Origin of the sequence: Vibrio sp. MACH09 (assembly GCF_033238805.1) — a bacterium.
Taxonomy (GTDB): domain Bacteria; phylum Pseudomonadota; class Gammaproteobacteria; order Enterobacterales; family Vibrionaceae; genus Vibrio.
This window is the reverse complement of the sequence record NZ_BSFZ01000002.1, coordinates 1,539,618-1,557,515: the sequence shown is the minus strand read 5'-3', so window position 1 is coordinate 1,557,515 and position 17,898 is coordinate 1,539,618. Positions and strand designations below refer to the sequence as shown.

At 42.4% G+C, this 17,898-nt stretch carries 17 protein-coding genes; 8 read left to right on the top strand and 9 right to left on the bottom strand.

The window, feature by feature from the left end; genetic code table 11:
• Positions 1 to 74: 74 nt before the first annotated feature.
• The 4 genes from torA to CHJ_RS22265 form a co-directional block, all read right to left on the bottom strand.
• A complete protein-coding gene (torA, locus tag CHJ_RS22280; RefSeq protein WP_317919081.1) occupies positions 75 to 2,501 on the bottom strand; it encodes a trimethylamine-N-oxide reductase TorA in 2,427 nt (808 codons plus the stop codon).
• Between the two features lie 20 nt (positions 2,502 to 2,521).
• On the bottom strand, positions 2,522 to 3,619 hold the full coding sequence (locus tag CHJ_RS22275; protein WP_317919080.1) for a NapC/NirT family cytochrome c: 1,098 nt from the start codon (positions 3,617 to 3,619) through the stop codon (positions 2,522 to 2,524).
• A 487-nt stretch (positions 3,620 to 4,106) separates the two neighbouring features.
• Positions 4,107 to 4,916 carry an AraC family transcriptional regulator gene (locus CHJ_RS22270; protein WP_171754069.1) on the bottom strand — a complete coding sequence of 270 codons (810 nt, stop codon included), beginning with the start codon at positions 4,914 to 4,916 and terminating at the stop codon, positions 4,107 to 4,109.
• Between the two features lie 443 nt (positions 4,917 to 5,359).
• Complete coding sequence (locus tag CHJ_RS22265; protein WP_317919079.1) at positions 5,360 to 6,748, bottom strand: DEAD/DEAH box helicase; 1,389 nt, start codon at positions 6,746 to 6,748, stop codon at positions 5,360 to 5,362.
• 401 nt (positions 6,749 to 7,149) lie between these two features.
• Here CHJ_RS22265 and CHJ_RS22260 point away from each other — a divergent pair, with 401 nt between their 5' ends.
• A complete protein-coding gene (locus tag CHJ_RS22260; protein WP_317919078.1) occupies positions 7,150 to 7,857 on the top strand; it encodes a GntR family transcriptional regulator in 708 nt (235 codons plus the stop codon).
• A 78-nt stretch (positions 7,858 to 7,935) separates the two neighbouring features.
• Positions 7,936 to 8,454: an NUDIX hydrolase gene (locus tag CHJ_RS22255; protein WP_171754066.1), complete on the top strand. Its 519-nt coding sequence runs from the start codon at positions 7,936 to 7,938 to the stop codon at positions 8,452 to 8,454.
• 15 nt (positions 8,455 to 8,469) lie between these two features.
• On the opposite strand, the gene CHJ_RS22250 is transcribed toward CHJ_RS22255, so the two are convergent.
• Positions 8,470 to 9,156, bottom strand: coding sequence for a helix-turn-helix domain-containing protein (locus tag CHJ_RS22250; RefSeq protein ID WP_171754065.1), 687 nt, complete (start codon positions 9,154 to 9,156; stop codon positions 8,470 to 8,472).
• 617 nt (positions 9,157 to 9,773) lie between these two features.
• Here CHJ_RS22250 and CHJ_RS22245 point away from each other — a divergent pair.
• The 3 genes from CHJ_RS22245 to CHJ_RS22235 all read left to right on the top strand — a co-directional run bounded on the left by CHJ_RS22245 (position 9,774) and on the right by CHJ_RS22235 (position 11,707).
• Positions 9,774 to 10,628 (top strand): tetratricopeptide repeat protein, encoded by an 855-nt coding sequence (locus tag CHJ_RS22245; RefSeq protein ID WP_171754064.1) that lies wholly within the window; start codon positions 9,774 to 9,776, stop codon positions 10,626 to 10,628.
• A gap of 81 nt (positions 10,629 to 10,709) precedes the next feature.
• Complete coding sequence (locus CHJ_RS22240) at positions 10,710 to 11,396, top strand: AzlC family ABC transporter permease (protein WP_317919077.1); 687 nt, start codon at positions 10,710 to 10,712, stop codon at positions 11,394 to 11,396.
• Positions 11,393 to 11,707 (top strand): AzlD domain-containing protein, encoded by a 315-nt coding sequence (locus CHJ_RS22235; protein ID WP_171754062.1) that lies wholly within the window; start codon positions 11,393 to 11,395, stop codon positions 11,705 to 11,707. Before CHJ_RS22240 ends, CHJ_RS22235 begins: the two co-directional genes overlap by 4 nt.
• Before the next feature lie 65 nt (positions 11,708 to 11,772).
• Here the strand turns inward: CHJ_RS22235 and CHJ_RS22230 are convergent, their stop codons facing one another.
• Both CHJ_RS22230 and CHJ_RS22225 read right to left on the bottom strand, forming a co-directional pair.
• Positions 11,773 to 12,429 (bottom strand): Qnr family pentapeptide repeat protein, encoded by a 657-nt coding sequence (locus CHJ_RS22230; protein ID WP_317919076.1) that lies wholly within the window; start codon positions 12,427 to 12,429, stop codon positions 11,773 to 11,775.
• A 280-nt stretch (positions 12,430 to 12,709) separates the two neighbouring features.
• Positions 12,710 to 13,030 carry a heavy metal-binding domain-containing protein gene (locus CHJ_RS22225; RefSeq protein WP_171754060.1) on the bottom strand — a complete coding sequence of 107 codons (321 nt, stop codon included), beginning with the start codon at positions 13,028 to 13,030 and terminating at the stop codon, positions 12,710 to 12,712.
• A 170-nt stretch (positions 13,031 to 13,200) separates the two neighbouring features.
• Here CHJ_RS22225 and CHJ_RS22220 point away from each other — a divergent pair, with 170 nt between their 5' ends.
• Entirely contained in the window at positions 13,201 to 13,944 is a 744-nt protein-coding gene (locus tag CHJ_RS22220) for a phosphatase (protein WP_171754059.1), read from the top strand.
• A 56-nt stretch (positions 13,945 to 14,000) separates the two neighbouring features.
• Here CHJ_RS22220 and CHJ_RS22215 read toward each other — a convergent pair whose 3' ends face one another.
• Positions 14,001 to 14,384, bottom strand: a complete 384-nt coding sequence (locus CHJ_RS22215; protein WP_317919075.1) for a VOC family protein — start codon at positions 14,382 to 14,384, stop codon at positions 14,001 to 14,003.
• 1 nt (position 14,385) lies between these two features.
• On the bottom strand, positions 14,386 to 15,327 hold the full coding sequence (locus CHJ_RS22210; protein ID WP_317919074.1) for a LysR family transcriptional regulator: 942 nt from the start codon (positions 15,325 to 15,327) through the stop codon (positions 14,386 to 14,388).
• A gap of 161 nt (positions 15,328 to 15,488) precedes the next feature.
• Between CHJ_RS22210 and CHJ_RS22205 the strand changes: the two genes are divergently transcribed.
• Together CHJ_RS22205 and tdh are read left to right on the top strand one after the other, a co-directional pair.
• Positions 15,489 to 16,682 carry a glycine C-acetyltransferase gene (locus CHJ_RS22205; protein WP_171754056.1) on the top strand — a complete coding sequence of 398 codons (1,194 nt, stop codon included), beginning with the start codon at positions 15,489 to 15,491 and terminating at the stop codon, positions 16,680 to 16,682.
• A 122-nt stretch (positions 16,683 to 16,804) separates the two neighbouring features.
• The gene (gene tdh / locus CHJ_RS22200) at positions 16,805 to 17,836 is read left to right on the top strand and encodes an L-threonine 3-dehydrogenase (protein ID WP_317919073.1); all 1,032 of its coding nucleotides are present in this window, start codon (positions 16,805 to 16,807) and stop codon (positions 17,834 to 17,836) included.
• Positions 17,837 to 17,898: the final 62 nt, after the last annotated feature.

Here is a 17,898-nt window from a genome sequence, read left to right as displayed (position 1 = left end):
CTTTAAACCACCTCACTTTATAGCGAGGTGGTTATGGGTAGACAGAAGTGAGTTTGAGTTAACCGTTGACTCTATTAGCTTTTAACAATGACGGGGCCATTGAAGCAATCAATGGTCGGTTTTTTACCTTGATACTTCTTGATGGAAACCAAACATGTTTGTGCCGTCGGGCCTTGTCCCCAAGAGGACGTGCCACGGTCGTTAGTTAATACATTGGCATTTCCGTATAGACAAGATTCACCTTCAGGAGAGTACCAACCCCCTTCTTGGCTTGCGACTACACCTTGTCTTACTTTCTCCGACACTATGGCGCCAAGCAGTACTTTTCCTTTGCCATTATAAGTTTCGACAATATCGCCATTCTTAATCCCGTGTACTTTGGCGTCTGCTGGGTTAATCCACAGCGGTTCATGCTCATTGGAATTCGTCGCATCACGAAGCTCTTTAACGCCACAAAGTTGAGAGTGAAGTCGATTTTGTGGGTGCAAAGTAACTAGGTGCAGATACTTACCAGAACGACGTGCTGTCCAATCTGTTGGCTCAATCCAGCTAGGATAAGCAGTACAGTCGGCTAAACCCGCGTTAGCGACTTTCTGCGAGAACAGTTGAATAAGCCCTGACTCTGTCGACAAGCCATTAAGATCAGGATCGTCGCGGAACTCTGCATGGCGCACAAAGGTGTTTTGACCTGAGTATTCAAAATAGGCAGAGTCTTGAACCCAGAAGTTTTCAAACGTTGGCATCGTAATGCCATTTTTGCCATTCTCTTCGCGTGCTTTATCGTAGAATGATTTCAGCCATTGAAGATTGCTTTTGCCACCAGTGTACTCTTTTTCTCTGCCCATTTTGGCACTGAACAATCGCCAGATATCATAATCATCTTTGGCTTCATACATTGGCTCAACCAGTTTTTTCAAGCCAATGACACCACGGTTTGTTGCGTTACCGAAGGAGACGAGCTCATCGCGCTCATAAATAGTGGTACAAGGCAGGACAAGATCTGAGTAACGACAAGTTGCCGTCCACTGATTATCAATAGTGACTAAGAAATCGAGACGGTTTACTGCTTCAACAAGACGGTTAATATCTTGGTGGGTAGAGAATGGGTTAGCACCTGATACCACTAAGGTTTTCAAATCAGGATAAGTGATCTCTTTTCCCTTGTAGGTAGTTTTTAAGCCCGGGTTTTCTATTACGTCAACAATGCGTGACGTTGGGAAATATGGCGTACTTGTATACTCTTTATTGTGGACTGGCACTGAGCCTTTGATAGAGGCAGATAGTGACCCCATACGTGCACCATTTGAGTAAGGTGCGCCTGCATCGTTATAGATATAACCAAAGGAAAAACCACCGCCGGGTAAGCCTATGTCTCCCAGCATAGAAGCGAGTGCGACAATTGACCAACAGTACTGTTCGCCATGATCCGCTCGTTGTCCTGCCCAACCCGATGAGATCAGTGTGCGTTTGTCGGCCATCTGTTTGGCGAGTGTCTTGATGATTTTCTCATCGATGCCACAAATTTCCGCTGCCCAGCTAGCGGTTTTTGCTACTCCATCATGGTCACCGTTTAGGTAAGCGAAGAACTGGTCACTGCCATCGGTATAGTCGTCGATAAACTCTTGGTTTATATCTCCGGTGGACAACAAGGTGTGACAGATACCCATCATTAAGGCCACATCAGTTTGTGGATTAATGGCAAGTTGCTCTCCTCCTAAATGTTTTTGAGTGTGCGACTCTACAGGGTCAATGGAGATGACGCGCATTTTACCTGCGGCGACTTTCTCTTTGATCTTATCCCAATATTGGTATGGCGAGTGGTCAGGAACACTGAAGCCAATCTTAAGGTTTTTAAGGGGGTCGCAAGCCCAAAGGACTAATATTTCAGTCTCTTCGGCAACATAATCTAAGCTGGTTTGCATTGAGTAGACCTCAATATCACCAACCACTTCAGGTAGAATGGATTGCGCTGCCGCGGTAGAGTAATAACCCGAAGAGCTCAGTACTTTGCCATGAAGGTTCAACGCACGTTTCATGGTGTTGCTACAACTGCCCAGTTGTCCTATCGGTCCCCATGACGAGTGCGCATAAATGCCCGACGGACCGTATTTTTGCTGAGTGTTCTCAAGTTGTTGATAAAGAATATCGATAGCTTGATCCCAGCTGATTTCTACAAACTCATTGTTGCCACGGGTTGTGTTGTCTCCCGTTAAGAACCCTTTACGAACCATTGGTTTCTTGATTCGTGATGGGTTGTCGATGATACGAAATGCGTGTTCTACTAAATCTACCGGACTTGCATCTTTACCAAATGGGGTCACGGTGTTTATGCTGCCATTTTTTACTGTTGCTTCAAAGGCACCAAATTTAGAGGCAGTAAGTTTCTTTTTAAGCGAAGGGTCTTGCTGTGCAGCCATGGCAAGGGGGCTTAATTGAGTAGCCAGTGCTGCAGTACCAGTTAAGCCTGCAGACTTTAAAAAATCACGTCTAGAAAAATTCATTGTCGCTCCGTTTAGATCTATTAATTATGTTTTACAAAGGTTGAAGAGTGATATTGCAAATACTTCAGCATTGCTTGGGTTTCGTCTTTAGAGAGTTTTGCTTGTTTAGCCATGCCCATAAATTGAGCCGGCCAGTCATTGGCAGAGAAATGAGCTTCTTCCACTTTTAAGTGGCACTGGCCGCATTTACTGTCGTAGGCAAACTTAAGGTTGTCCCAGATGGGGTTAACATCAGTAACGATAGGTGTCTCTTCTAGCCAACCGTGGATCTGAATTTTCTTCCATGGATTGAGGCTGATTGGGTCTTGATAGTTCTCGCCTAAGTCGTCGATGTTTGAAATGCCACGTAAGGTTGCAGAGGCAATGCGCTGGCCTTTCTCGCTATAGAGAACGTTCTTTCGCGCTTCTTTCCACCCTGTTATGGCAACGTATACTCTGTCTTGCTGCTTTTTGATGATCGTGAGTTTTGTTAGGGGTAACACTTTTGCTCGCGATTTTTCCAACTGATCACTGTTGTGTAGTTGAATGATTTTGGTGGTGTATACCTGATCATTTATATCGGCGTCTAAGATAGAAATAGTGTTGGTTTTTGGCTTAGGAAGCGTGTGGGCGATGCCTTTATGGCAGTTAATACATGTTTGGTTATTGGCTTTTGCACCAGCATGAGCAATGACGGCTTCCTGTTTTTGTAGCTCGGGGGCCATTTGCTCAAAGTCATGGCAAGATCGGCATGTTGCTGAGTCGTTCGCTTCCATTTGTGACCATACCGTTTTTGCCATAGCGAGTTTATGGCTATCGTATTTCTGCTGCGTATCTATTTTTCCGCTAATGAACTCATGATAGATGTCTTTCGACGCTCGTATCTTGGTAACCAAATACTCCATAGTTTGCTGGGGGATATGGCAATCAGAACATTCAGCTTTTACGCCATGTTTATTGGAAAAGTGGCTTGATTTTTTATAATCCTGATAGGCGTTATCCATTGAGTGACAGGAGATGCAAAACTCTGTTTCAGATGTTTTATCAAATGTTATTTTTGTCACGATAAATAGAGTAGAACCAATAATGATTCCGAGTGTAAGTAATAATATTGATGGCAATTTTAATTTTGCTAGCATTCTATTTCTCATTTCATCTTTGTGATGCTATTTAAATTTAGATAATAGTATTTCGCTTCCAAATTAATTTGAAAGTATTATCCTTTAAGTGGAAAGGTGGCCATGTAAATAAATCAGTGATAATTATTTTTCTATATTTATTACTCGCTTAATTTAATAAAACAGCAGAATAGACATTATATTTTTAACTTTCTTGTATAAAATTGCAGAAAAAAGTGTGAGACAGTTTGAGTGTTTCGTACTGTATTAGCCCATGAGATGTACGAATGTAAGGGTAAAGTCATCAACTCCGGATCAGTGACGTTGAAGAGATTGTGGTTATGTTAGCTATGAATCTTGTGCTGATGGTGTAGTAACGTATTGATTATTTAGTAAATATGTCAAGGAGGGCGCTTGTAGAGCTTGATTTACTTAAGCTGTAATACTTTATGAGTAGGTGTTTTTGCAGTAAGGCTGGAGGATGTTAACTTTTAATTTATCGGCATGATTAAGGTGCAGAACAAGCAGAATAGCGCTTTGGGGCAATTCCAAATGCCCGCTTAAAATTGCGAGTTAGATGACTTTGATCAAAAAAGCCACAGGATAATGCGGTATCTGCGCAGTTCTGTCCGGACTGTAAGAGACGCTTTGCCTGATTAATCTTTATTAAAAGTAGAAATTGATGCGGTGTCACGCCGTATTGCGCGTTAAAGCTTCGGATTAACTTGTATTTACTTAATCCGGTTAATGCTTCTAAAGCCTCTAAAGAGACGTTGTCTTGCCAGTGTTGTAATAGGTAATCTCGCACTAGCGCATTGTTCTTCTGTTCTTTATAAATCTTATTGTTGGTTTTCTTACTGCCATGACGACCAAATAACCCTTCAAATGCTACCGTTAGCAGAGATTCCTTGGTGATGTCAAAGCTGGGCTGTTCCAACGCCATGTGCAATTGCTGTAGCAATTGAAATAGAGAGGGATCATCGATGATGGGGGCATTGATTAAAGGAGGAACATGCTGCTCTTCCAGTTCAAAGTGAGCTCGAATCATCTGTGGGTCGAAATAGAACATACGATATGACCATCCCGAATCACACCCTGCAAATCCAGTATGAACCTCGGAGGGGTTAATGGCGACGATTTGGTTTTCAGGGATAATAATGTTGTTGCCACGATAATGTAAGCCCTCGGCACCATGCTCAATGACACCAATAGCCAGTTCATCATGCCAATGCTTAGAAAACTCAAATTGCTGAAACGATGCTCTAAGTAACTCAATACCTTTAACTGTATCACTTTGCCATATTCTGGAATATTCCATTTTCTTGCTCTTATATTATGCTGTTAATAAATAAAGTTATTTTATTAACTGGATTGATCGAAGTTAAATAAATGGTAAAAGGTTAATTTAATATTAACCAAGTGATAACAAAATGACTTTTGGTATGAGTAATTTAATCGTCAGTATATTGAAGGTGTATAATGAAAACAAGTTTGTTTTAAATGAATGGGGCTTTATTTAAAAGAATATTTATAAAAGTTTTATATTTAATTGGTTTAATATGTAAGGAAAAACGCTAAAGATAATAAGCCGGAATTTTTCTGCTGTTAAAAAATAAGGGCCTGATTACTAGTATACTCAAGTGACTTCAAGATGCAGGATTCAGAGCAACATCAACAAGTTCAGTTCAAGAAAGATAATGGAAGGAATGGATTTCCTTCCAAGATTATCTGTATAGAATCAGACCCACTATTCAATCGAAACTAACTGTTCGTATTGGCGACTTTTGGTCGACGGTTACGTCGTGGTTTTGTTGACGCTTTTCCACCGTTATTAGGTTTGTTTTGAGCGCCACCTTTGGCGTTGCCGCCACCAGCAATGTGGCGACGATTTTTACCTGCTGGTTTGTGTCCCTTGGCATTTTCTCCAGAGCGTTGACCATCGGCATGACCCGTTTTGGCTTTTTTAGGTTTCTTCGCTTTGATTGGACGAGTGTCCAGCCTAGACTCGGGCAGCGTGTTTACCACCGGATAACCTTCAAGTTCTAACCTTGGTAGTACTTTCTTAATCAGGCGTTCTATACCAAATAATTCTGAGGCTTCTTCAGATGTGACTAATGAGATGGCTTTTCCTGTTTCACCAGCGCGACCGGTTCGGCCAATTCTATGTACGTAATCTTCACTGACGTTCGGTAAATCGAAGTTAACCACTTGTGGCAATTGGGGAATATCAATGCCTCGTGCTGCGATATCCGTAGCAACCAAAATACGCACCTCGCCCGACTTAAAGTTGGCGAGTGCTTTGGTACGTGCACCTTGACTCTTGTTTCCATGAATAGGAGCAGAGGTTAGCCCTTGTTCATTGAGATAAAAAGAGAGCTTATTGGCGCCATGCTTGGTTCGGGTAAACACCAACACTTGTCGCCAGTCATTATCTTTTATTAGTTTGGCCAGCATAGGGGCTTTTTTACGCTTGTCTGCCGGATAGATGAACTGTTCTACACCAGCTGCGGTTGAGTTTGCAGGGCTAACAGATATCTCTACAGGATTGTTTACCAACCCTTTTGCTAGCTGTCTAATATCCGCTGAGAAAGTGGCGGAGAACAGTAAATTTTGACGTTTTGCCGGTAATAGCGCGAGTATCTTTTTAATGTCTCTGATAAAACCCATGTCTAGCATACGGTCCGCTTCGTCGAGAACCAATACTTCGATTTGAGAAAATTTCACCGCATTTTGTTGATGAAGATCCATCAGTCGGCCGGGGGTTGCAACCAGAACATCACAGCCTTTGCGTAATTTCATCATTTGTGGGTTAATTTTTACGCCACCAAACACGACCGTAGAGTTCAGAGGCAAATGTCGGCTGTATTTCTCAACATTATCGTGAACTTGTGCGGCCAGTTCCCTTGTCGGCGTTAAAATGAGCGCTCTAACGTGATTGCCTTTTACTTTTGGCCCACTGCTTAGACGTTGTAATATTGGCAAAGTAAAACCAGCGGTTTTACCTGTCCCTGTTTGTGCAGCAGCCATGACATCCTCTCCGTTAATTACCGCAGGAATTGCCTGCTGCTGGATCGGAGATGGGGTAGTGTAACCTTGCTCTTCAATTGCTTTTAAAATTGGAGAAGAGAGACCAAGGGAAGTAAAACTCATAGGTTAAATGCTCTGTTATAAATGGAAGTGATGTCAAATGGCAGGAAAAGGCAGTTCTATTATTATAAGCCTGTAATAATGGCTTTGTTGAGAAATACGGTTAAATGGCAAAATAACGGGCGCATTTTGCGGTTTTTTGTTGTTAAACACAAGCAATTCACTCAATTGAGCGTAATTGAACCTATCGAGCAGCGTTTGTTGGCATTTTCGACTGCGTTATCGTCTGTTTGTGTCGATGACTGCACAACGCAGACGCTACCTTGTATAAAACCGCTACAAAAAACGGCAGAAATAAACCAAAAAGATCAACTGACCCTAGTTGGACGTACTCACATATATAGCCTTCTGATTTTTCTCGGTATATTCTATAGCCTGTATTTAGCCAGCATAAGCGAGTAAATGTGCAATACGTAAAGATAAAGCAAGCGATTGTCGAGCAAATTGATTCCGGAATGCTCTCTCCGGGGCAAAAACTTCCGGCGGAACGAAAGCTGGCTGAAATGTTTAATACCACACGCATTACTTTGCGAGAAGCACTATCAACATTAGAAGCTGAAGGCTTTATTTTTCGAGAAGATCGACGAGGTTGGTTTATTTCGCCTGCTCCCTTTATCTATGACCCTGCTGCTGCAATAAGTTTTGTTGACAATGCAGCAGAGCAGCAACGAAAAGGGGAGATTGCACTTGTGACAAGCCAAACGAAAATGGCAAGTAAAGAGGCTTCGCAGCTGTTGTCTCTCGCCCCTTTTAGTGATGTTCACCAAGTAATATCGATTAAACATTTAGAAGGTCGCCCAGTCTGTTACAGCACTCATTTCTCTTTGCCTATCTATAGCAATAGAATTGCCGATCAAGAGTTAATCCATTCACTTCATCGTAGCTACCTTGATGTGCATGATGTGAAGTTTAAGCAGTGCAAGTTTAATATAATGGCGACAGCGCTGATTGGCGATGTGGCGAGCGCACTCAGAGCAACAGTGGGCTCATCAGCATTAGTGGTTCATAAAACATATTATGACTCCAATCTTCAACCCGTCTGTTGCGATATTGAGTATTGGCGCCATGATGCCATTAAGATTGAGTCCATCTCTTCTTATGACCTGAGATAAGTGACCCGTTTATTTTGTGTGGCGAATGGTTTTGGTATGTTAGTATGCGCGCAAAATGAATGAACCCGTTTACTTATCATGAGACACCTAAGAACGACCACCCATCCTGATATCGATCATTTGGATGATAAAATCATATTTCAGCGTCATGCTGCTCGCGCCATTGTGTTAGATGGTGAGAATATATTACTGCTCTATACTGAGCGTTATCACGACTACACCATTCCTGGTGGTGGGTTAGATGAAGGCGAAGATGCTATCGCAGGCTTAGTTCGAGAACTAGAAGAGGAAACCGGGGCGCAGAATATTCACAATATTAAACCCTATGGTATCTATGAAGAGTTTCGTCCTTGGTATAAAGATAACGCAGATGTCATGCATCAGGTCTCTTACTGCTATAGCTGCAAAATTGATGCACAGTTAGGGGATACCGCTTTTGAAGAACATGAAGTGAACAATGGCATGAAGCCAGTTTGGATCAATATTCATCAAGCGATCGCCCACAATGAAAAAACCATGGCAGAGAGCCCTAAAAAAGGCATGAGTATTGAGCGAGAAACTTTTCTGCTACATCTCATCGCAAAAGAGATGCTATAACCAGTCGCTTTGTTTTTACAAATGACTGGTTAACACCACTTTGCCTAAAATGGTTATCTCGTCGTCACTCAGTTCGATTTTATTGCCATCAAATTCAGCAATCAGTTTTCTGGGTAATCGTTGAATCGAATTAATAGAGTGTCGACCATCCATACTGATGAGATAATTGCCGGACATCGCATCGGTAATTGTCTTATCAACCAAATAAATTATATCCTTTGTTACAATTTCGATCAGGTTCGCATTTTCAAATCCCAACATCACTATTCTGCGGGTGGAATAAGGGATGCTTTCTTCTTCAATTAGCTTTCCATCCTGCAAATTAAAACTTTTCAGCTTGATGTATAAGCATGATTGCAACTGCTCAATTGTGTAGAGACCTGACTCAGAATCAGAAATTTCCTCAGAAGCTTCCGCTGTGGAACTTGGTTGATTCTCATAAAATTTGGTAAGAGAATCGTCAGTAAGAGCAAGCTTTGGTAACTCATCAATCGATATCTTGTTCTGTAAAAGTAACCTCACCATGAGTTCGTGAGATGTTCGATCGTGACGGTTCCAAGTGCTAAAAGTGGCCTTAGGCATTTCGAAAACTTTAGCCATATGTAATAGCGTATTGCATTCAGTAATTTCTTTTAGCTTTTCAGTAAATTCACTTCCTCTTGAGTACTCGAAAGTGGGGATTTTTTCTTTCTCTATTTTCATATGTTTATTTTCTTCGACGTAGATCGCTTTTTGGTGTCTTGTAAGGCGACTATTGGCGATCTACTATCGGTTCCGTTGGAGGCCAATTATTGATAACAGTTGACACAAGGTAGTAGATATAGATGTTCAGTTAATATTCGCAGTTAACTAGGATATCACCATAACTCACTGTTTCAATAGGCCTTCAACTTCACACTCTTCGGTACGTAGTAAGTGATAATTGTTTTAGATTGTTAAGTTAAGCCACCCGAATAACTGTTCAAACAATGCACTCTCTGTGGTCGTACCATGATTAACAGTTGCCATTTTCCTTCATAGGCAATAGCCTTTTTGGGGGTGTAGTTGCCCCCGTTTTTTTTCTCGCGTTCGGCTGTTCACTTAAGTCTATTTTTTCCTCGCGAAGTCCTTTTGCCTGCCCTTGTTGTCATTTTTCAATGAAGTGTTAGCGGAATTATTTCCAAAACGACCACCCATCATTGCGGCCTTACCTAGAGTGCCAGCAAACTGCAGCAAAAACAGAGATGAATGCTAGTAATTTCAACCAGTAATTAATGCTTGAACCAAGAGGCGTTAAACCATAGTCTATGGCTTTCTTGTTCTTTCTGCTGGTAATGGTTATGAAAAAAATTGCAATGGTGTTTATCAGTTTATTGCTGTTGTCCACTTCGTTAAGCGCGGAGGAGGCATACTCAAAAACAGATATACTTGAACGACCTCTTGTTGAACGTTATATCTTAGATGAATTGAAGGCATTAAGGCATGATCAGCAAGACCTAGAACGCCGTTTGACGATTCAGATAACCGATCGTGAACTAGAAGTCGCAGATAAATCACTTAATTACGCCAATGTAACCGTAAACTACTTCTTCTACATTATTGCTGGTGTCGCTTCTTTGGTGGCATTAATCGGTTGGCAGTCTCTTAAGGATATTAAGCAAAACACCAAAGAGATGGCGGATGCGCGTTTAGACAAGATTGCGAAAGAGTATGAGAAGAAATTCTTAGCGCTAGAACGAGATTTAAAACGTAAAACACGCATTATCTCTGAAAATAACCAAGAGATTGAGATTATTAACGAAGTCCATAACTTATGGCTACGTGCGCAAAATGCTCAAACTCCAGAACAGAAAATGGATGTCTATAACGAGATCTTGAAAATTCGTCCCGGAGACTTAGAAGCGTTGACCTATAAAGCTGATACCGCGATGGAAATGCGTGAGTTCCATTGGGCAATGAGTATTTGTAATCGTGTGTTAGAAGTTGATGAAAAAAATGCCCACGCGTTTTATCAGCGTGCTTGTTCTTATGCTCAATTGGGTGCTGAAGACCAAGCCATCTATGACTTACAACAGTCTGTTGCTATTAGCTCGTCGTTTAGAGAGCTGGCAGCAGAAGAACCGGATTTTGAAGTATTGCGAGGCAACGCCACATTTGATGAGATGATCGAAGGGGTTGAAACTAGCCAGCAGTAATCTCAAAAATGGTTTGATGAGTGGGGAGTATGTGTTTTACCAACACAGCGAGTTTAAGGATTAAACGTTTAAGGATAGACAATGTCTATAAAGAGACAAATCTGGCAAGGAGCGCTAGCGATATTCCCCCTCTCTATTGCCGTTATTCCATGGGGCTTTTTGGTCGGTTCGTTTGCAACTGATATTGGTTTAACGGTTATTGAAAGCCAAGCGTTATCAGTTATCTTATTTGCTGGCTCAGCGCAGCTTGTTGCCGTAGGAATGTTTAAGGCAGGGGTGGGGCTGAGTACTATGCTGCTCACGACGTTTTTTATTACCTCTCGACATTTTCTTTATAGTGTCTCGATGCGCAACAAGATCAGTCCTCTTCCTCTTAAATGGAGGATCACGTTGGGCTTTTTACTGACAGATGAACTGTTTGCCGTAGTAGGTAACCAAAGTGCTGAACGCTTTAAACCTTGGTACGCATTTGGTGCAGGGTTCAGTTTTTACCTAGTATGGAACATGGCCACTCTAATTGGTATTGTGGCAGGGAATCAAATTCCAAACCTTGAACAATATGGTTTAGAGTTTGCCGTTGCCGCCACTTTTATTGCTCTTGTCGTGCCTACGATTAAGAGCGTGGCAATACTTGTTTCAGTTATCGTCGCGCTGTTGCTCTCTGTCACTCTGGCTATGTTTCAGGTGGAAGGGGCGTTAATGATATCGACGATTGGCGCAATGATCAGTGGCTATGTGTGTGAGTCGTTTGCTAAGGAGTCCGCATGATTATGCTGTCTATATTAGCGATGGCGGCCTTGGTATTTATAAGTCGTTACCTGTTTTTAGAACCAAGGTTACCTATTCGGTTAAATTCTAAAGCACAACGACTGTTGGCGTATTCCAGCCCCGCGGTATTAACCTCTATTTGGGGACCCATTGTGTTTATCCAAGATGATGAGGTGGCATTGTCACTCACTAACCCATATTTAATTGGTGCCTTAGTCGCGGCATTTTTGGTGTGGAAAACCAAAAATGTTTTATGGACAACCATAATTAGCATGGCGGTGTTTCTGCTCTTTAAACTCAGCCTGGGATAATCGACTTCAATCATCCCGAGCTGAGAGTGTTTGACCAGTGTAAAGTAGGTTGTTAGCGAACTGAATTAATCAGGCATGACAATAACCCCTAATGGGGCGAGCAGTTGCTCTTGTTGCCATGAACATATTTTTACCCCTGTGAGATCGACGCGACGTGGATCTAACCCATCTAATTCGCTGTGGCTTAAGTCGCAGCCTTGCATGCTAAATTGACGCCAGCACTCTTCTGAAAACACACTTCTTGTTAAGTCTGACTCTTTTAATGAGGCACCTTGCAGGTTGGTTCCTATCCATTTGTTTTCAAAAAGTTCGCATTTTTCTAAGCACTGTTTCTCGAAATTGGCGTAGGAAAGATTACAACCAGTGATGTAAGCCGAGCAGAAATACATCTTGTTACTGATCTGATTGGAAAATCGCGTGGTAGAAAAGTTTGCACCCTTTAAATCGCACTCTCGAAACTCGGCACCAAATGCATTGGCGCCTTTAAAGTTAGCCATGGAGAGCTGACACTGTTTAAAGCTGACGTCCCGCAGATCCGCGAAGGTAAAATGGCACCCTTCTATTTTTCCTTGTTCAATAAAGCTGCACTCTTGAAATTGACTGTCTCTTAGATGTGCATGAGAAAAGTCGCAGCGATAGAACTTGCAGCGAATAAACTGATGTTCTGTTAAGTCTTGGTGGGAAAAATCGTGCTGGTCGAATTCTTTATCTGTTAATTGCATTTTTGCGGCCTCAATAAGTTTCCGCTAGGCTACCATCAGCTTACATTCCATGCATCAAAAATAAACCTTTAAAATACAACAAGATAAAAACCCTCAAATCGCCAATTTGAGGGGGCAAAAGGCCATTTTAAGCAGGGTGTTTTGCTTTTTGGTTATGCGGGTTACAGAAAAAAAGTTTTGTGGCTTACAGCGTAAAATAGCAAAGCCACAAGGTTTAAACTGTCATAATTCATGGCTGGAAAAGAGGGCTAGGTTTGATGGCAGACAATTGGCGGCTGAATTAGTCGACAACAACCGCGGTACCAGAAGCACTGACCATTAACATACCATTGCCTTGCCCTAGCACTTCATAATCGATATCTACACCGACAACAGCATTTGCGCCTAACTCTCGCGCCTTTTGTTCTAACTCTTCTAGCGCTATTTCTCGCGCTTTTTGTAATTCTCTCTCGTATGTCCCGGATCGGCCTCCAACTAAGTCACGTATCCCTGCAAACATATCTTTAAACATATTCGCACCCAGAATCGCTTCACCAGCAGTGATTCCTTTATAAGAGACAATTCGTTTCCCTTCGATGCTTGGCGTAGTGGTAATGATCATCGTTATTCTCCTTTATATGCTCGGCTTTCAATATACTGCTCAACTTGTATTGATTCAAATAAAGCATTAAGGCGGCGGTTAATATGATGAAAAGTTCATAAAAGAAACGCTGCTGAATGGAGATAAAATTGTTACACTAGTCACAAAATTACTTGTGTCAGGAGGGCTTTATGAATTTTGCAGTAGATACGCATACACACACTTACGCTAGTGGCCATGCATATAGCACATTAATCGAGAACGCCGCATCAGCGAAAGAACATGGTCTAAGCCTGTTTTGTACTACTGATCACGCATCGACAATGCCGGGAGCGCCGCACCATTGGTTTTTTGGTAATCAATCGATACTTCCTCGTTTTATTTCTGGTGTTGGCATTGTGAGAGGCATAGAGTCCAATATCCTTAATATAGAGGGAGAAGTGGACGTTCATCCAAGTATTGAAGCGAGACTGGATTGGGTAATCGCCAGTTTTCACGAACATGTATATCGTCCTGCGAATAAAGAAACTCATACAGAAACGCTGATTAATGTCATTAAAAGTGGTCGCGTGGATGCTTTAGGACATTTAGGCAACCCAAATTTCGATTTTGATTTTGTCTCAGTTATTCAATGCGCTAAAGAGCACAATGTCGCGATTGAAATCAATAACAGTTCGTTAAAAGGCCATAGCCGAGTTGGCAGTGTAGAACGTTGTTTGAAGATAGCGGAAACAGCAAAGGAAGTTGGTGCTTATATTACCACGGGATCTGATGCGCACTTCTGTATGGATATTGGTAAGTTCGCAAAAGTGAGTGATATGTTAGAGCAGATAGCGATGCCGCCTAGCCAAATCATTACCTACTCCGCTCGTCAGTTTTTAGACTTTTTGCAGTTGCGCGGTCGAACGCCTATTGAAGAGTTTGCTGACTTGTAAGTTTGATTTTGATATCAAAACAAAGATGATGATAACAAGGGCTGATAGCCCTTGTTTTAGTTTTGGTATATCTCTAACGGCAGGCCGTCGGGGTCTTTAAAAAAGGTAAACTTTTTGCCAGTAAATTCATCTACTCTTATCTCTTCAACATCAATCTTGTTGCTTAGCAAATAATTTACTGTCTGTTCTACAGAATCTACCGCGAAAGCTAGGTGTCTTAGGCCTTGAGCTTCTGGTGAGCTTGGACGGGCAGGGGGATTAGGAAAAGAAAACAGTTCTATCTGGCAACCATCTGCAATTTCTAAGTCGAGTTTGTAAGAGTCCCGATGTGCTCGGTAATGCTCTGAGAGCACCTTTAGCCCAAGTAGCTCGGTATAAAACGCCTTAGAAACCGCGTAATCAGAACAGATAATGGCTATATGATGAACGCCTTTTAGCATGTTACTGTGCTCCCGTTGTTAGGTTGTTTTGCTCAATGGATAGATGCTGCATGACATAATCAATAAATACCCGCATACGTGCCGGCATGTACTTAGTTTGAGCATATTGAAGTGCGATGATGCCGTGATAGTTTCCTTTTAATGTCCATTCATCTAATACTTCAATAACTTCACCTCTTTCTATGGCGTGTTTTACAACGAAATCATGGAATATGCCAATGCCTAAGCCATTCTTAACACCATTTAGTCGCATCTGAGCATGGTTAACAGCATATCGACCGGAAACAGGAATAGATAAATACTCTTCATCTTTAATGAAATGCCATATGTGATCGGTTTCGGTTTCTGCAAGGTATAAGCAGTCGTGTTGCTGAAGGTCGTCTGGGTGCTCTGGTTTCCCTCTTGTGTTGATGTAGTCGGGGCTAGCACACAGCACTAAGTTAGTATTACCGACTTCTTTAAGTACGAGGTTTTCATCGGGCTTATCCGTTAGATGGAAGACGATATCTATACCTTGAGAGAAGATGTCAATTGCGCCATCTGCGGCTCGAAGTTTCAATTGGATATTTGGATATTTCTTTAAGAAAGGGATAACAAAGGGCTGCAGTACCACATTAAGAAAGGCCTCTGGCGCGGCAACAGTAATGGGCCCTGATGGTGAGTCATGATCACTATTGGACAGTTCTATCGCTTGCTGTGCAGAGCTAACCATGACAAGGCACTGCTCGTAGATCTTTTTCCCCGCCTCTGTGACCAGGAGCTTTCTGGTGGTTCGTTCAAACAGTTTTACTGATAAGGCTTTTTCTAATCGAGTGATGGTTTTACTGAGCGCAGACGGGGTGACATTTAATTTTTTTGCTGCGGCGGTAAAACTTTTTTCCTGAACGACTAATATAAAAGCAGCGAGATCAGGTAATAGTGACAGCAGTTTGTTAGAAATCATGTTTTATTTGTGCCTCAAATTCACTAATGTTTTTCCATCTGTAGGGATAATAGTCTGGATAGAGATCAATTAAAATGTTTTTACACTGTAAATTAATAAGCGGTAAACAGCGGATATCCATAATTCACTGTTTTTAAAATAAATTTCCTAAAGGAATACTTATGTCCTCTGCATTCTACAAACAAATTAATCAACAAATAGAAGAAGTTAAAGTTGAAGGGTTATATAAATCGGAACGTATTATCACTTCTGCACAAAAAGCAGCGGTTTCGATTTCTACTGGCGAAGAAGTTTTAAACTTCTGTGCTAATAACTACCTTGGCTTGGCTAACCACCCCGATCTGATTGAAGCGGCAAAATCCGGAATGGATGAGCACGGGTTTGGCATGGCATCGGTTCGATTTATTTGTGGAACGCAAGATTCTCACAAAGTATTAGAGCAAAAAATATCTGAATTTATGGGTAAAGAAGACACCATTCTTTACACATCATGCTTTGACGCCAATACTGGTCTGTTTGAAACCATCTTATCTAAAGAAGATGCCATCATTTCTGATGCTCTTAACCACGCCTCTATCATTGACGGTGTTCGCTTATGTAAAGCAATGCGATTCCGCTATGCAAACAACGATATGAGCGGTCTTGAAGAACAACTTATTGCCGCTGACCAAGCGGGTGCTCGCCATAAGCTTATTGTGACTGACGGTGTGTTCTCAATGGACGGCGTAGTAGCCAACCTACCCGCAATTTGTGACTTAGCTGATAAATACAACGCATTAGTAATGGTTGATGACTCTCACGCAGTTGGTTTTATGGGCGCGAACGGTCGCGGTACGCACGAATACCATGACGTTATTGACCGCATCGACATCATTACCGGCACACTTGGTAAAGCAATGGGTGGCGCGTCGGGTGGTTACACGTCAGGTAAAAAAGAAGTGATTGACTGGTTACGTCAACGTTCACGTCCTTACTTGTTCTCTAACTCTGTTGCTCCTGCCATTGTGTCTGCATCTATCCGTGTTCTTGATTTACTAAAAGAGAGTGGTGAGCTACGCGACCAATTGTGGCAAAACGCGGCGCATTTCCGCGCACGTATGGAAGACGCTGGCTTTACTATGGGCGGTGCAGACCATGCGATTATCCCAATTATGCTAGGTGACGCTAAGGTAGCGGCAGAATTTGCAGAGCGTGCGCTTGAAAAAGGCATTTATGTAGTGGGCTTCTCTTTCCCTGTTGTACCAAAAGGACAGGCACGTATTCGTACTCAAATGTCTGCGGCACATAGCCGTGCAGATCTGGATAGAGCCATTGATGCCTTTATTCAGGTTGGCAAAGATATGGGCATTATTTAACCTAAACCTCTGTTGTTGCCTGAACAGTTGGCGATGCGACGCCAGTTCATAACGTTTGGGTACAGCGTACTGTTTTGGAGTTATAGCCAGTTTAGAGACCGGCTGTGACTTGGAGAAAGAGCATGAAAATAAAAGCACTATCAAAATTAAAAGCGGAAGAGGGGATTTGGCTGACGGAAGTGGAAAAACCACAAGTTGGTCATAACGATCTGCTCATTAAGATCAAAAAGACAGCCATTTGCGGGACAGATATTCATATCTACAACTGGGATGAGTGGTCACAAAATACCATTCCTGTGCCTATGGTTGTGGGTCATGAATATGTAGGGGAAGTTGTTGGTATTGGCCAAGAAGTTCGCGGTTTTGAAATTGGCGACAGAGTATCAGGCGAAGGCCACATTACGTGCGGACACTGCCGTAACTGTCGTGGTGGACGTACCCACCTGTGTCGCAACACGGTTGGTGTTGGTGTTAACCGCACGGGCGCTTTCTCAGAGTACCTTGTGATTCCAGCTTTTAACGCTTTCAAGATCCCAGAAGAAATTTCTGATGATTTGGCGTCTATATTTGACCCGTTCGGTAACGCAGTACACACCGCACTTTCGTTTGATCTGGTTGGTGAAGATGTATTAATTACTGGCGCAGGCCCTATTGGAATCATGGCGGCAGCCGTAGCCAAACACGTTGGCGCACGTCACGTTGTTATTACCGATGTAAACGAGTACCGATTAGACCTAGCCAAACAGATGGGCGTGACACGAGCTGTAAACGTGGCGCAAGAGAGCCTAGAAGATGTGATGGCAGAGCTGAAAATGACGGAAGGCTTTGATGTAGGGCTAGAGATGTCAGGCAACCCATCGGCATTTAACTCTATGCTAAAAGGCATGAACCACGGTGGCCGCATTGCTCTATTGGGCATTCCGCCATCGGATATGGGCATAGATTGGAATCAGGTTATTTTTAAAGGATTAGTCATCAAAGGCATATATGGCCGTGAGATGTTTGAAACTTGGTACAAAATGGCAAGTTTGATCCAATCAGGATTGAACTTAGATCCAATTATTACTCACCATTTCAAAATTGACGACTTCCAAAAAGGCTTCGACACCATGCGCAGCGGGCTTTCTGGCAAGGTTATACTAGATTGGGATTGATGCACCAATTGGTGCGTCTTCATTACCTTTGGGGCCTATTTTAGGCCCCTTTTTTTGTTTTT

Coding starts and splice junctions, on each gene's coding strand:
- torA (WP_317919081.1), bottom strand. CDS start 2,501: ATGAATTTTTCTAGACGTGATTTTTTAAAGTCTGCAGGCTTAACTGGT.
- CHJ_RS22275 (WP_317919080.1), bottom strand. CDS start 3,619: ATGCTAGCAAAATTAAAATTGCCATCAATATTATTACTTACACTCGGA.
- CHJ_RS22270 (WP_171754069.1), bottom strand. CDS start 4,916: ATGGAATATTCCAGAATATGGCAAAGTGATACAGTTAAAGGTATTGAG.
- CHJ_RS22265 (WP_317919079.1), bottom strand. CDS start 6,748: ATGAGTTTTACTTCCCTTGGTCTCTCTTCTCCAATTTTAAAAGCAATT.
- CHJ_RS22255 (WP_171754066.1), top strand. CDS start 7,936: ATGAGACACCTAAGAACGACCACCCATCCTGATATCGATCATTTGGAT.
- CHJ_RS22250 (WP_171754065.1), bottom strand. CDS start 9,156: ATGAAAATAGAGAAAGAAAAAATCCCCACTTTCGAGTACTCAAGAGGA.
- CHJ_RS22245 (WP_171754064.1), top strand. CDS start 9,774: ATGAAAAAAATTGCAATGGTGTTTATCAGTTTATTGCTGTTGTCCACT.
- CHJ_RS22240 (WP_317919077.1), top strand. CDS start 10,710: ATGTCTATAAAGAGACAAATCTGGCAAGGAGCGCTAGCGATATTCCCC.
- CHJ_RS22235 (WP_171754062.1), top strand. CDS start 11,393: ATGATTATGCTGTCTATATTAGCGATGGCGGCCTTGGTATTTATAAGT.
- CHJ_RS22230 (WP_317919076.1), bottom strand. CDS start 12,429: ATGCAATTAACAGATAAAGAATTCGACCAGCACGATTTTTCCCACCAA.
- CHJ_RS22225 (WP_171754060.1), bottom strand. CDS start 13,030: ATGATCATTACCACTACGCCAAGCATCGAAGGGAAACGAATTGTCTCT.
- CHJ_RS22220 (WP_171754059.1), top strand. CDS start 13,201: ATGAATTTTGCAGTAGATACGCATACACACACTTACGCTAGTGGCCAT.
- CHJ_RS22215 (WP_317919075.1), bottom strand. CDS start 14,384: ATGCTAAAAGGCGTTCATCATATAGCCATTATCTGTTCTGATTACGCG.
- CHJ_RS22210 (WP_317919074.1), bottom strand. CDS start 15,327: ATGATTTCTAACAAACTGCTGTCACTATTACCTGATCTCGCTGCTTTT.
- CHJ_RS22205 (WP_171754056.1), top strand. CDS start 15,489: ATGTCCTCTGCATTCTACAAACAAATTAATCAACAAATAGAAGAAGTT.
- tdh (WP_317919073.1), top strand. CDS start 16,805: ATGAAAATAAAAGCACTATCAAAATTAAAAGCGGAAGAGGGGATTTGG.